A 13,699-nucleotide genomic window follows, 5' to 3' on the forward strand; every position below is an offset into this window, starting at 1 on the left:
CGATGCAGACAGCCTCCCCCTCCGCCCTCGACGATTTCCTCGCGCGCTTCACCAGCCAGGTCGGAGCGGGGTTTGGCCTGATCAACGGCGACGTGCGAACCACCTTCGCGGCCCTGATCGTGATCAGCCTCGGGCTGTCGGCGCTGCTCTGGGCGATCGACGAGAACGACAACGTGCCGGCGGCCCTGATCCGCAAGCTCTTGCTGTTTGGGTTCTTCGCCTGGCTGATCAGCAACTGGCATCCCCTGACCCTGACGGTGATCAAGGGCTTCACCGCCCTGGGCCTCAAGGCCGGCGGCGATCGGATGAGCCTGACTGACTTTCTGAACGCGCCGTCCAAGATCGTCTGGGACGGCCTGGACGTGGCGTTTGAGCTTTTGAAGTACATCGGGCGCCTGGCGAGCGAAGGCATGGGCGTGGGCTTCTTCACCCACATCGACACCATCCTGGTCACCGCCATCGTCATCATCGGCGTGATCCTGGCCTTCGTGATCCTGGGCGTCGAAGTGGTGGTCACGGTGGTCGAGTTCTATGTGGTCACCCTGATCTCGTTCGTGATGGTGCCGTTCGGCATCCTCACCCAGACCTCGTTCCTGGCCGAGCGGGCGATCGCCTATGTTCCGGCGGTCGGCGTGAAGATGATGGCCCTGGCCATGGTGGTGTCGATCGGCGAGCAGATCTTCACCACCTACATCGTCTCGCCCGACCCGACCTGGCAGGAAAGCTGTGGCCTGCTGGTGGCGGCCATCGTCTTCCTGATGCTGGCCCTGAAGATCCCGGCGATCGCCGCCGCCCAGATCACCGGGACGCCGCAGCTGAGCGCCGGGTCGGCGGCCTCGAGCGTGGTGGGCCTGGCCGCCACCGCCGGGGGCTTGGCCCTGGCGGGCCGTTGGGCGATGGGCGGCATGGCCGCCGGGGCCGGCGCCAGCGCCGCCCGGGGCGCGGCCGGGCTTCGCGGCCTGTCCGGCGGCCGCGGGCCCTCGGGCGGGGGATCGCCGTCTTCGGGCGGCGGCGCTTCGGCCAGCCCGCCCTCGGGCGGGCCGCCTTCCGGCGGCGCGGCCCCAAGCCTTTCTAGCGTGGTGGCCAAGGCCAAGGCTTCGTTCGCCGCACCGGCGGCCGACCCCGCGCCCTCGACCGAGGGCGGCGCAAACGAGGGTGGCGAAGCCGCCCCGCCCGCGGTCGGGCGCCGACGTGGCCGCGCGCGCGGGCCGGCGCGGTCAGCGGCGCGCGGCCCTGGCGCGAGGACGCCGCCGGCCAGCCGATCGGCATGCCGAAGATTCACCCGCCGTCGGACGAACCCTGAGCGCCGGAGCCCTAGCCGATGTCCACCGCCTTCCGCCGCGCCCAGGAGCGCTACGGCGACTCCCTGCCGATCGAGACGCCCTATCATCGCGCCGGCCAGATCCATGATGACCGCGACGGCGCCAAGCTCGCCGCGGCCCGCAACTGGCGCCTGATGGCGTTCGCCTGCGCTGGCTTGGCGGCCCTGTCGCTGGGGGCCTATATCTACGAGCGCCAGGACACCAAGATCGCCACCTATGTGGTGCCGGTGGACCGCTACGGCCGGCCCGGCCGGATCGAACTCGCCGACCGCGTCTATCGGCCCAGCCAGGCCGAGACCGGCTACTTCGTCGCCGACTTCGTGCAGCTGGTGCGGGCCAAGAGCACCGATCCGGTGGTGCTGCGGCAAAACTGGGTGCGGGCCTACGCCTTTGTCTCGGGCGACGCCAAGGCGACCCTGACCCAGCACGCCCGCGACCATGACCCCTTCGCCCGGGTCGGCGACGAAGCCGCCACGGTCGAGATCGTCTCGGTCCTGCCGCGCAGTCCCACCACATACCAGGTCCAGTGGCGTGAGACCGCTTTCGACCACGGGGCGGCCTTGCCCGCGCAACGCTGGACCGGGCTCTTCACCGTCGCCCACACCCCGCCGCGCAACGAGGCCCAGCTACGCGCCAATCCCCTGGGCGTCTTCATCACCGCCTTCCAGTGGAGCCGAGACCTATGAGCGGCCCTGTCCTGCCGTCGCGCCCGTCTGTCCCGACCCTGGCGGTCGTTCTCCTGCTGGGCCTGACCCCCGGCTCGGCGCCGGCCGCGCCCAACGCCGCCGCGCCGGCGGCGAGACCCGCGCCATCGCCGGTCGCGCCGATCCGGGCGGCGCAACAGCCGCAAGGCGCCGCGGGCGGCGCGACCGTCGCGCGCGCCGGGCAAAAGCCCAAGCGCCGGCCGGCGGCGCGGTCCCGCCGCGCGGCGAGCGGGCCGATGGCCACCATCGCCCTGGCCAACGCCCAGGCCCGCGACTGGCCGACCCCGGCGTCCTACGTCAATTCGGCGCTCTATTACGACTTCGAGCCGGGCCGCCTCTATACCGTCCACACCAGTCCAAGGTTCTTGACCACGATTGCCCTCAAACCGGGTGAGAAGCTGATTTCAAAGGCCGCCGGCGACACGGTGCGCTGGGTGATCGGGGAGACGACGGCCGGGGCCGGCGAGGCGTCCCAGGTGGTCGTCTTCGTCAAGCCGATCCGGCCCGACCTGCGCACAAACATTGTCCTGACGACCGATCAGCGCACCTACCTGATCGACGCGGTCAGCACCGGCGGCGGGATCTACACCGCCGTCCTGAGCTGGAACTATCCCCAGGATCTGGCCAAGGCCGCGGCGGTCGAGCGCGCCTTGGCCCAGCAGCATGCCTTAGCCGTCGCCGCCGACGTCGCCGTCGATCGCCTGAACTTCCGCTACCGCATCGATCCCAAGGACCGGCGGGCGCCGCGTTGGACCCCGGTGCGGGTCTTCGACGACGGGGCCAAGACCTATATCGAGTTCCCCGCCGATCTGGCGACCGATCAGGCCCCGCCGCTCTTTCTGCTGGGCGAAAAGGACCGCGCCGAGCTGGTCAACTATCGCCAGAGCGGGACGTTCTACGTCGTCGACCGGCTGATCGACCGGGCCGAGCTGCGGATTGGCGAGGGCCGCCAGAGCATCGTTCGCATCACGCGCCAGGGCGGTTCGCGGTGAGCCCGGCCCGCGGCGATGTCACCGGGGAGCCCGAGACGCCCGCCTCGGCCAAGGCTTCGCCGCGCTCGGTGCTCGAAGCGCCGCGCCGGCCGATCGCCCGCTATCGGCCCGCGGTGATCCTGGCGGGCGTGCTGGGCGTCCTGCTGCTGGTCGGGATCGGCTTCCTGATCGCCTTCGGCGGCGGCCGCAAGGCCGCCAGGCCGCCGGCCGAGCCCCAAACCAGCCCTGAGGCCGCCACGAGCGCGCCGATCGACGAGCGCCTGCCGGCGACCTATGGCGACCTGCCCCCGCCCAAACCCTCGCCGTTCGCGCCCGCCGCGCCGGGGCCAGGCCCCGCTGGGACTTCACCTGGCCAGACGCCTGGTGCGCCGACCGGGCCGGTCGCCCCCGCCGCCCCGCCCGACGCAGTCGCCCGCCAACGGGCCGAGGAGCGCGAGGCCGCCCGCCGGGCCGGGCCGTTTTTCGGCGGCGCCCCGGGGGCCGCGACCCAGGCCTCCGCGCCGGCCGGCGCCGACCTTGCCCTGGGCGTGGCGGCCCCGGCCCCCTCGCCGGGCGACGGGGCTCGTCCCAAGGAGGCGTTCATCGCTCGGACCGGCGCGGCCGGTCCCACCTATGCGCCCAGCCTGCCCCAGGCGGCGCTGTCGCCTTACGAGGTCAAGGCCGGAACGGTCATCCCGGCGGCCCTGATCACGGGCCTCAACTCCGATCTGCCCGGTCTGGTCACGGCCCAGGTCACCGAGCCAGTGTTCGACCATCGCACCGGCCGCGTGCTGCTGATCCCGCAGGGGGCGCGGCTGATCGGCAAGTACGACAGCCAGGTCGGCTATGGTCAGGATCGGGTGCTGCTGGTCTGGACGCGCCTGATCTGGCCCTCAGGACGGTCAGTGGACCTGGCCGGCATGACTGGAGCCGATGCGACCGGGACGGCGGGCCTGAGGGACAAGGTCGACACCCACCTGCCGGTCTTGGCCCGGGCCATCGGCCTGTCGACCCTGATCTCGATCGGCGGGGCCGCGGCTCAGAACAGCATCGCCCGCGGCAGCGACAATCTGGTCCTGCAGGACGGCGCCGGCGGGATCGCCTCTCAGGCCAGCCAGACCGGCCAGCGCCTGGTCGAGCGCGATCTGCAACGCGCGCCGACCTTGCGCATCCGCCCGGGCTTTCCAGTGCGGGTCATGGTCGACAAAGACCTGATCCTGCCGCCCGAAGTCGTGGGAGGTCACTGATGCGGCGCGACTCGGCCCGAGAGTCCGATTCTTCTTCAATTCAAGGCGTTTATTCGCGCATCCCGGGTATTGGCCGGTCACCTTTATTAGTTCCGCCCGCCGGAATCGCGATCTTATCGTCGACGCCATGACGACCGCACGCGACCTCGAATATCACGCGCAGTACCAGAAGCGTCTCCGGGCCGAGGCCCGGGCGCGCGGCAAGGGACAACTAAACGCGCTGGTGGATAGGGATCTCATCGACAGGCTCGATGCGATGAAGGACGGGCGCGGTTTCACCAACCGCACGGCGGCTCTGGAGCAAGCGCTTCGCGAGTACTTCGAGCGGGGGCAATCGGAAAGGAACCGTGCCGTGAGCGCATAGAAAAACCCGGCTCGCCGAAACGCGCCGGGCTCTCCAGGTCATTCGCTAGACGGGATTGGCGTCCCGCCCGAGCTCTCAAGTCCTGCTCTTTCTAACCGAATCACCGACATCGCCGCAATCAAAAACGCGCGTTCGCGCGACGGGAACCTGTGCGCCCGCGGCCTCCCCTAGGAGGAGCAGGAAATGCAGACCGTCTCGAACGGGATCGGTGACGTGCGCCGTCTGGCGGACGCCCAATGGGCGGCCGCCAAGCTCGCCGACACCTACCAGGGGCTGCCGGAAGGCATCTCCAAGGCCATGCTGCTCGATCGTTTCGAGCGGGCCGCGCCTCGGCTGGGGCTTGGCGACGGGGTCGTGCGCCTGGTGCGCGCCCTGGTGCGGGTGACCGCCGAACAAGACTGGATCGGCCGCACCCGGCCGATCGCCTGGCCGTCCAACGATGCGCTCTGCGAGGAGCTGCAGCGCTCGCGCAGCTGCATCCAGGGCCTGATCCGCTCGGCGGTGCGCGCGGGCCTGGTCCACATGAAGGACAGCGGCAACGGCAAACGCTGGGGCTATCGCGATGATCGCGGCCATATCCTGGAGGCCTTCGGCTTCGATCTGGCCCCGTTGGCCGTGCGCTGGGACGAGTTCGCCGACCTGGCGGCCGCCCGAGGCCTGGAGCAGGCCCAGCGCCGGCATTTGAAGCGCAAGCTGGGCGAGATCCGGCGTGAGATCCGCACCGTCTGCGCCGACGCGCTTCATCGCGGCTATGGTGGGTTCGACTGGCATGGGGCGGTCGACCAGGCGCTGGGCCGGCTCCCTCGAACCCCCTCTCTTGGAGAGCTCGAGGCCCTGCATGAGACGTTCCAGGCGCTGTTGGCCGCCGTGGACGCGGCCTGGGTCAGGGCTCGCCAGGAAGGTCAACATGAGCCCAGGGGCGTCGTCAGCGAAGCCCAGAAAGAACCTACAACCCAGCCAAGATCTGAAGGATCAACGTATCCATCTCTTCGACAAGAGGTAGTCGAGCCCTCGGCGCGATCGGCCTTGTCGCCGTCGCCCGCTGAACCTTCGCGGGTGGAGGCGCCGCTCAGCGACGAGGTGATCCCGCTGTCGCTGGTGCTGGAGGCCGTGCCCGAGGTCGCCGACTATCTGGACGACCTGGCCGGCGCGTCATGGGAGGACCTGGTCGACGCCGTCGCTCGCGTAGCCCCCCTGATGGGGATCAATCTTTCGGCCATGCGCGAAGCGCGCGACGTGATGGGTCGAAACCGGGCGGCCGTCGCCCTGGCCACGGTCCTGGCCCGCTGGAAGGATGGTGAGATCAGGAGCTCGGCCGGCGGCTATCTGCGCGCCATGTGCGAACGCGAGAAGGTCGGGTGCCTGAACCTGCTGCCTAGCCTCTATGGCCTGAAGGATCGGTTCGGAAAAACCCCGCCCAGGCGCTCGGAGCGGTGATGGTGTCGTTGATTTCAGCTCTGCGCGGCCCAGGGGCGATTGGACCCGCCCGTCCGCTTGAAAGGATGAAGGGAGGGCCAGGCCGCCGGGCCGCTGGGTTGCGGTCGCTGGAGCCTTGCCATGTCCCTCAAATCCATAGTCAGAGCGCTTGGGGGTGATCTCTATGCCGGAGGTCGTCGCGCCAACATCCCCGCCCCTGGCCATAGTCGGCGAGATCGGTCGGTGTCCTTGCTGGAGCGGGACGGCCGGCTGATCATCCACACCTTCGGCGACGCCGACTGGCGCATTGTCCGCGACGATCTTCGCGCCAGGGGCCTGCTTGCCGGCGAACCCGCTGACTCCTCGGCCTCGCCGCGACCACCGGTTCGGGATGAGGACCGGGCGCGCCGACGGGAGGTCGCCCAGGCCCTTTGGGCCAGCGGGCGCAGGATCGCGGGCACCTTGTCAGAACGCCATTGCCGGCTGCGCGGCCTGGTCGGCGATCCGCCCGGACCGGCGGCGCTTCGCCACCACGGCCTGGCGCCGCTCTCGGTCTATCGGCCGGGTCCCGCCACGCGGCCCGCCTTGTTGGCCGGGGTCTGCGATCCTGACGGCGTGGTCACCGCCATCGAGATCACCTACCTGCGGGCCGATGGCCACCGCGCGTCGGCGCTGCGGCTGGCGCGCAAGACGGTCGGCGCCGTCGCGCCGGGCAGCGCCGTACGCCTGGATGTCGCAGCCGAGACCTTGCTCGTCGCCGAAGGCGTCTTCACGGCGCTCTCGGCGCGACGACGCTTCGACCTGCCGGCTTGGGCGCTGCTTTCGACCTCAAACCTTCGCGCCTGGCGTCCACCCCCCGGGGTGCGCCGGGTGGTCATCGCTGCCGATCGGGGGCCAGAGGGCGAAGCGTCCGCCGCCGCCCTCGCACGGGTTCTCCGAGCGCTCGGCGTGGCGACAAGGATCGTCCTTCCGCCGCCGGGGTTCGGGGATTGGAATGAGCTGGACGCGGCCGGGGCGAACGGCCCGATCGGTGGCCAAAGGAGGAAGTGAGGGACCGGGCGGATGCGCCCGACCGGCAGGATGGTCCTGGTCCGGGGGCGCTGGAGTTCCCCCATGTCCCGTTCGTCTTCCGCCAGGGCCCTGGCCCTCGCCGCTTCCGCCGCGCCGGCGCCGTCCGACAACCGCATCCGCGTGCCTCTGCGCGACCTGGGCCTGGCGCCCGAAAACCTCCGCTTCGACGAGGCCGCCGATGAACGCATCGCTCAGCTGGCCGACACCATCGCCGCGGCCGGGGTCATCGTCCCGCCGATCGTCCGGACGGGCCGCAAGAACGAACAGGCCTACATGACGCTCGACGGGCGCCGACGTCGCCTGGCCCTGCTCGAACTGGTCGCGCGTGGCGCGATCGACGAGGACTATGCCGTCGAATGCGTCCTGGCGGTCGGCAAGGCCGCCCAGGCCGCGGCGATCGTGTTGCCCAACGCCGAAACCGCCCCGGTGCACATCGCCTCGATCATCATGGCGATCGGCAGCTTGCGCAAAGCCAAGATGGACACCGCGTTCATCGCCGCCTCGCTCGGCTATTCGGAACTGGAGATCAAGCGGCTCGAAGCCCTGGCCGGGGTTCATCCCACCGTGCTGGCGGCGCTGCGACAGGGCCGCCTGACCCTCAAGCAGGTGCGGGCCTTCACGCGCATCGCCGACAAGACCCAGCAGGAACAGCTGGCTCAGGCCGCGCTCGACGGCCATTTCCAAGAGTATCAGCTGCGCAAAGTCCTGGACGAGGACGAGTTGACCGCCAGGGACCCCCGCTTCGCTCTGGTCGGGGCCGGTCGCTATAGCGCGGCGGGCGGGCGGCTGGTCGCCGACCTCTTCGGCGAGCTGCCGGACAAGGTGCTCGACGCCGACATTCTCGACGCGCAATGGCGCGTGCGGATCATGCCGTTGATCGAGGCCTACAAGGCCCAGGGCCTGGCGGTCTATGTCGGTCCCGACAACGGTTACCGCGCACCGGACGGGTTCGAAACCCTGCCTTACGTCTATCATGGCGACCTGACCGAGGCGCAAAAGGCGGCCCGCGCCAAGGCGCGTCAGGACATCGAAGAGGCCGAGGCGGCGGTGCGCGGCCAGTCCCTCGACGAGGAGACGGCGCTGGACGCGGTGACCAGCCTCCTGGCCGCCAAGGCCGAACTGGTCGAGGCGGGCCTGACCGGCGCGAGCCTGGGGGCGGTGCTGCTGTCGCCGCACCGCGAACTGGGGGTCGAGGCGACCTATTTCGTGCTTCCCGCGCCGGAGGCGGAGGAGGACGAAAGCGGCGATGAAAGCGCGGACGACGAAACGGTCGACAGCGCCGCGGCCGCCGACGGCCGGATCGTGGAGCTGGCCGTCCCCAAGGCCGTTGTCGTGGTCGAGGGGACCAGCCACACCCTCCACGAGACGCGCACCGACATCGCCACGCGCGGCCTCATCCGAGATCTGGCCGATCATCCGAGCGCGGCGCTGACCGCGCTCCTGGCCCAGCTCTTCAAGCTCCTGGCCCTGAACGCTCATGTCTATCAAGGGGAGTCGGCCCTGACGCTGTCGGCCACCCGCTACAAGCGCGCCAGCCTCCCGGCGCATCCCGCCTTGGACGGCGAAGTGCGCGCGCGCTTGGCGCTCCGCCGGGAGGACTATCTGGCCTCGGGTTTGCGGCCCGTCGCCTATGTCGACGCCCTGGCGCATGGGGAGAAAATGGCGCTCCTGGCCGAACTTGTGGCCATCAGTCTCGACGTGCGCGAAGTGCGCACCAGCCTCGTGCGGCACGGCGCTCGGGCCGAGGCCGCCGAGATCGCCGCCCTGTGCGACGCCGACCTAAGCGTCCACTGGACGCCCGACACCGCGTTTCTGGCCGTCCACTCCAAGGGCCAGCTGCTGGCGATGCTGGGCGAGATGGGCGTGGAGGACGCACGCGCCTCGGGTCTGAAGAAGGACGAACTGGTCGCCTTCGTCGCCGAGGCCGCCGCGCAGCGGCAATGGACGCCCAAGGCCCTGGCCTGGTCGGCCTCGGTCGAAGCCGAGCCCGAGCCCGCGGCCGACCCCGACGCCGGGGACCAAGCGAACGCCGCGGGGGACGACGCGAAAGGGGCCACCGCTTCGGAAGGCGGGGCCGAAGGCGAGGCGGCCGCGGCGGCCTGACCAAGGGCCCCTGTCCTAGCGGGCAGGGGCCCGACTTCTGCTAGCCGCGGCCCAAGGAGCCAGGGGCGAGGAAGGGACCGGCGGGGCGAGCCCGTCGGGTCTGGAGGGAGGAGCCCTCCGCGGCGGGTGAGCCAGGACCTTCCGATGACCGCGACCCTGCCGTTGTTCGCCCCTTCCCAGGCCGACACCGCCGCCAACCTCCTGTCCGCCGCCCGGGCCTTGGCCGCCCAGCTGAATCGATCGCGGGTGCTCGATCGCAAGCTCGTCTCCGGCGTCATGACCACCACCTTCGGCGCGTCCGACGTCGACGGCGCCTGGTCCTGGCGCGACGCCTACGACGCTATCGAGGCGGCATTGGTGCTGCAGATCCGCCGTCTGGCCCCGCAGGTTGCGCGCCTGGAGGACGCCCCGGCCGAGATCTGCGCCCTGCTGGCCAGCCTTTCGGCCCTGACCCCGACACAGAGCCGGCGCTCGGAAGAGCAGGTTGCCCTGGACCAGTTTTCCACGCCGCCGGAGCTTGGGGCCCTGGCTGTCCTGGCCGCCCAGGTGCGGCTGGGCGACAAGGTCTTGGAGCCGTCCGCCGGCACAGGGCTTCTTGCGGTTCTGGCCGAGGTCTGCGGGGCGCACCTGACGCTCAACGAGCTGTCGAGCGGCCGCGCGGGTTTGCTAGATGGCCTTTTCGCCCAGGTTCCGCGCACCCGCCACGACGCGGTCCATCTCAAGGATCTCCTCGAACCCTCCGGCTCCTTCGACGCCGTGGTGCTCAATCCGCCATTCCAGGCGCTGGGCTCCCACCTGGACGCGGCGATCGAGGTCCTGGCCGAGGGCGGGCGCCTTTCGGCGATCGTCCCGGCGCGACTTTTCGACGACCAGGCGGCGCTCAAGCGGCTGTCGCGCCAGGGCGCGATCGTCGCGCGCATCGCGTTCCCGGCCCGCGCCTATGCGGGCCAGGGAACTTCGGTGGAGACTGGGTTGCTGGTGGTCGATCGCGGCGTGGCCGTCGCCCCCTCCCCCGTCATCGCCGCCGAGACCCTCGCCGATGCGGCCAAGGCCGCCGCTGCGCTCGCGGCGCGCGCCAGCGCCAAGCCCCGGCGCTTCGTCAGCGTGGCGCAGGTCTCGGTGCTGGCGCCGCGCGCGCGCTCCCTGGCCGCACCGGCCGGACGTCTCTCCCTGATCAATGAAACCGAACCGCTCGACTATCGGGTCGTCGACTGGACGGGCGAAGGCCAGGATGTCGGCCTCTACCAGGCCTATCGCCTGGGGCGGATCGCCATCGACCGGGCCGCTCCCCACCCTTCGGCCCTGGTGGAGTCGCGGCCCATGGCCTCGGTGGCGCCGCCGGCCCCGACCTACCGGCCGATCCTGCCCTCGCGTCTCCTGGCCGAACGCCGGCTGTCCGACGCCCAGCTGGAGACGGTGATCTACGCCGGCGAGGCCCATGCGGCGATGCTGCCGGGCGCCTGGAAGATCTCCGACGCGCCACACATCGCCCTGTCGGTCGGCGCCGACACGCCCGAAGCGGTGCATTTCCGGCGCGGGTTCTTCCTGGGTGACGGCACCGGCTGCGGCAAGGGCCGTCAGATCGCCGGCGTCATCGCCGACAACATGGCCCAGGGCCGGGTCCAGGCGGTGTGGCTGTCAAAGAACGACGCCCTGTTGGAAGATGCGCGCCGCGACTGGTCGGCCATCGGCGGGGCGGCCAGCGACATCGTCGCGCAGGGGTCCTGGAAGCAGGCCGACGCCATTCGGCTGGACCGGGGCGTCCTCTATTCGACCTATGCGACGCTGCGCCAACCGGCGCGCGGGGCGCGGGCCTCCCGGCTGGACCAGATCGTCGCCTGGCTCGGGGAGGACTTTGACGGGGTGATTGTTTTCGACGAGGCCCACGCCATGGCCAACGCCGTCGGCGGCGGCAAGGGCGCGCGCGGCCCCAAGAAGGCCTCCCAGCAGGGCATGGCGGGTCTTGCCCTGCAGAACCGCCTGCCCAAGGCCCGCGTCCTCTATGTCTCGGCGACGGGCGCGACGACGCCCGAGAACCTCGCCTACGCCTCGCGCCTGGGCCTGTGGGGCGGGGTCGAAGCGCCTTTCGTCAATCGCGAGACCTTCCTGGACGCCATCGAGTCCGGCGGGGTGGCGGTCATGGAGCTGATCGCCCGCGAGCTGAAGGCGCTGGGGCTTTATATCGCCCGTTCGCTGTCGTTCGACGGCGTGGAGTACGAGGCGCTCGGCCATCAGCTCACGGACCAGGACGTGGAGATCTGGAACAGCTGGGCCGACGCCTATCAGCTGATCCACCACAATCTTCGCGCGGCCCTGAAGGCCACCGGCGTTATCGACGATGATGGCAAGGTCAGGAGCGGCCAATCCGCCTCGGCGGTGATGTCGGCGTTCGAGGGGGCCAAGCTTCGGTTCTTCGGCCACCTCCTGGCCGGGCTGAAGACGCCTAGCCTGATCGCCGCGATCCGCGAGGACCTGGCCAACGGACGCTCAGCGGTCGTCCAGGTCGTGTCCACCAACGCCGCGGTGATGGAGCGCAAGCTGGCCCAGATCCCGGTCGAGGAGTGGAACAACCTCTCCATCGACCTCACCCCCAAGGACCAGGTGCTCGACTACCTGATGTCGGCCTTTCCGGTTCAGGCCATGAGCGAGGTCGAGGACGAGAACGGCGAGGTCACACTGGTTCCCCTGATGGAGGACGGCGCGCCGGTTCTCAGCCAGGCGGCCCTGCGGCTGCGCGAGGAGAGCGTCGCCCACCTGGCCTGCCTGCCCGCCGTCCCGGGCGTGCTCGACGCGGTGCTCGAGGCCTTGGGGCCGGAGATGGTGGCGGAAATCACCGGGCGGGCCCGCCGTGTCGTCTCACGGGGCGGGCGCAAGGTCGTTGAGCGCCGCAGCGCCTCTGCGGCCAGCGTCGAGACTGACGCCTTCATGGCCGGCAAGAAGCGGGTCCTGGTGTTTTCCGACGCCGGAGGCACCGGACGCAGCTATCACGCCGATCTGTCGGCGGCTAATCAGCAGCGCCGCGCCCACTATCTGGTCGAACCTGGCTGGCGGGCCGACGCGGCGATCCAGGGCCTGGGCCGCTCGCACCGCACCAACCAGGCCAGCGCTCCGATGTTCCGGCCGGTGACGACCGACATCCATGGCGAAAAGCGTTTCCTGTCGACCATCGCGCGGCGTCTGGACAGTCTGGGCGCCCTGACCCGCGGCGAGCGGCGCACCGCCGGCAATGGCCTCTTCCGCCCCGAGGACAATCTGGAAAGCCCGTGGGCGCACCGGGCGCTGTTGGCTTTCTACGTCGCGCTGTTCACCGGTCAGGTCGAGGCCATGGACCGGCAAGCCTTCGAGGCCAAGACCGGCCTTTCCCTGGCCGATCATGAAGGGAACTTGCGCGCCTCCGACGACCTGCCGCCGATGAACACCTTCCTCAATCGGCTGCTGGCCCTGCGGATCGAGGACCAGAACGGTCTCTTCGCCGCCTTCGACGCCATCCTGGCCGGGATCCTGGAACGGGCCAGCGCCTCTGGCGCGCTGGATCGCGGCATGGAGGACATCGTCGCCGACGATCTGGAGGTGCTGGGCGAGGAGGTGTTGCGCACCGATGTGGCCACCCGCGCAGAAACCCGCCTGGTGCGGTTCGCGGTCCGCACGCGTCGCCAGATGTACTCGGCCGACGAGGCGCTTGCCGGCCAGGACGCCGCCGCCCTGATGATGGCGGTCAATTCCAAGTCGGGCCGCGGGGCCCTGGTGGTTCGGGGTCTGACCACCACGGACGACAACGACCGCCTGATCCAGGCCGTCCGCCTGATTCGACCCGAAAAACGCACCGTGGCCCCGCTCAAGGCGTTCGAGGAATCGGCGTGGGAGCCGGTCGACGAGCTGGCGTGGCGCGCGGCCTGGGCCGCCGAGGTCGCCGCCGCCGATCCCTGGATTTCGCGCGAGATGGCGCTGGTCACGGGCTTGCTTCTGCCGGTTTGGTCGAGTCTGCCGGGCAAGCAGGCGACGGTGCGACGCCTGAAGGCTCCTGATGGCCGGCGGTGGCTGGGGCGGGTGCTGGATCTGGGCCAGGTTCCGGCGCTGAAGGTGGCGCTGGGTCTGACCGACACCGCCCAGGCCGTGGGCGAAGGCGGCGTCGCCCGGCGCATGATCCTGGACGAGGGCGCATCGCTGTCCCTGACGACTGGCCTGTGGCTACGGCGGGCCAAGGTCATGGATCGCTGGCGGATCGAGGTGGTTGGCGCCGCCGCCCAACGGCAGGCCTTCGTCCAGCTCGGCTGCTTCGTCGAGATCATCAATTACCAGCCCCGGGTGTTCGTCCCGGCCGATCAGGAGGCTGTGCTGTCGGCGGTCCTGGCGCGTTGGCCGGCCCAGACGATCCTGGCGGCGGCCTAGTCGGCGGCTTGACCGGCCTCCGGGCGGCCGCAGCGTCCGGAGGATCTGATCTAGCGCCGAGATCTCGGGCGTCGGGTCAAAAGGAAAAAGGCAGGGCGGTCGGTGGCGAGCG

The 13,699-nt window shown here is 70.6% G+C and carries 9 protein-coding genes; all 9 read left to right on the forward strand.

Annotated elements, in window-relative coordinates; genetic code table 11:
• Positions 1-2 precede the first annotated feature (2 nt).
• The 9 genes from trbL (at position 3) to CSW62_RS25330 (ending at position 13,587) form a co-directional block, all read left to right on the forward strand.
• Positions 3-1,457, forward strand: coding sequence for a P-type conjugative transfer protein TrbL (trbL, locus tag CSW62_RS27190; RefSeq protein ID WP_099582529.1), 1,455 nt, complete (start codon positions 3-5; stop codon positions 1,455-1,457).
• Positions 1,373-2,008 carry a conjugal transfer protein TrbF gene (gene trbF, locus CSW62_RS25295; RefSeq protein WP_233206824.1) on the forward strand — a complete coding sequence of 212 codons (636 nt, stop codon included), beginning with the start codon at positions 1,373-1,375 and terminating at the stop codon, positions 2,006-2,008. Before trbL ends, trbF begins: the two co-directional genes overlap by 85 nt.
• On the forward strand, positions 2,005-3,018 hold the full coding sequence (trbG, locus tag CSW62_RS25300; protein ID WP_099582530.1) for a P-type conjugative transfer protein TrbG: 1,014 nt from the start codon (positions 2,005-2,007) through the stop codon (positions 3,016-3,018). Before trbF ends, trbG begins: the two co-directional genes overlap by 4 nt.
• Complete coding sequence (locus CSW62_RS25305) at positions 3,015-4,244, forward strand: TrbI/VirB10 family protein (RefSeq protein ID WP_099582531.1); 1,230 nt, start codon at positions 3,015-3,017, stop codon at positions 4,242-4,244. The genes trbG and CSW62_RS25305 overlap by 4 nt, the downstream gene beginning before the upstream one ends.
• Positions 4,245-4,371: 127 nt before the next feature.
• Positions 4,372-4,608 (forward strand): ribbon-helix-helix domain-containing protein, encoded by a 237-nt coding sequence (locus CSW62_RS25310; protein WP_099582532.1) that lies wholly within the window; start codon positions 4,372-4,374, stop codon positions 4,606-4,608.
• A 183-nt stretch (positions 4,609-4,791) separates the two neighbouring features.
• Complete coding sequence (gene repC, locus CSW62_RS25315) at positions 4,792-6,045, forward strand: plasmid replication protein RepC (protein WP_099582533.1); 1,254 nt, start codon at positions 4,792-4,794, stop codon at positions 6,043-6,045.
• Positions 6,046-6,267: 222 nt separating this feature from the next.
• Positions 6,268-7,074 carry a toprim domain-containing protein gene (locus tag CSW62_RS25320; RefSeq protein ID WP_369827565.1) on the forward strand — a complete coding sequence of 269 codons (807 nt, stop codon included), beginning with the start codon at positions 6,268-6,270 and terminating at the stop codon, positions 7,072-7,074.
• A 63-nt stretch (positions 7,075-7,137) separates the two neighbouring features.
• A complete protein-coding gene (locus tag CSW62_RS25325; protein WP_099582535.1) occupies positions 7,138-9,198 on the forward strand; it encodes a ParB N-terminal domain-containing protein in 2,061 nt (686 codons plus the stop codon).
• 144 nt (positions 9,199-9,342) lie between these two features.
• Positions 9,343-13,587, forward strand: coding sequence for a bifunctional class I SAM-dependent methyltransferase/DEAD/DEAH box helicase (locus CSW62_RS25330; protein ID WP_099582609.1), 4,245 nt, complete (start codon positions 9,343-9,345; stop codon positions 13,585-13,587).
• The last annotated feature ends 112 nt before the right edge of the window (positions 13,588-13,699 follow it).

Origin of the sequence: Caulobacter sp. FWC2 (assembly GCF_002742625.1) — a bacterium.
Classification (GTDB): domain Bacteria; phylum Pseudomonadota; class Alphaproteobacteria; order Caulobacterales; family Caulobacteraceae; genus Caulobacter.

What these genes read in the sequence shown, in the direction of transcription:
- trbL (WP_099582529.1), top strand. Translation starts at nt 3, where the DNA reads ATGCAGACAGCCTCCCCCTCCGCCCTCGACGATTTCCTCGCGCGCTTC.
- trbG (WP_099582530.1), top strand. Translation starts at nt 2,005, where the DNA reads ATGAGCGGCCCTGTCCTGCCGTCGCGCCCGTCTGTCCCGACCCTGGCG.
- CSW62_RS25310 (WP_099582532.1), top strand. Translation starts at nt 4,372, where the DNA reads ATGACGACCGCACGCGACCTCGAATATCACGCGCAGTACCAGAAGCGT.
- repC (WP_099582533.1), top strand. Translation starts at nt 4,792, where the DNA reads ATGCAGACCGTCTCGAACGGGATCGGTGACGTGCGCCGTCTGGCGGAC.
- CSW62_RS25325 (WP_099582535.1), top strand. Translation starts at nt 7,138, where the DNA reads ATGTCCCGTTCGTCTTCCGCCAGGGCCCTGGCCCTCGCCGCTTCCGCC.
- CSW62_RS25330 (WP_099582609.1), top strand. Translation starts at nt 9,343, where the DNA reads ATGACCGCGACCCTGCCGTTGTTCGCCCCTTCCCAGGCCGACACCGCC.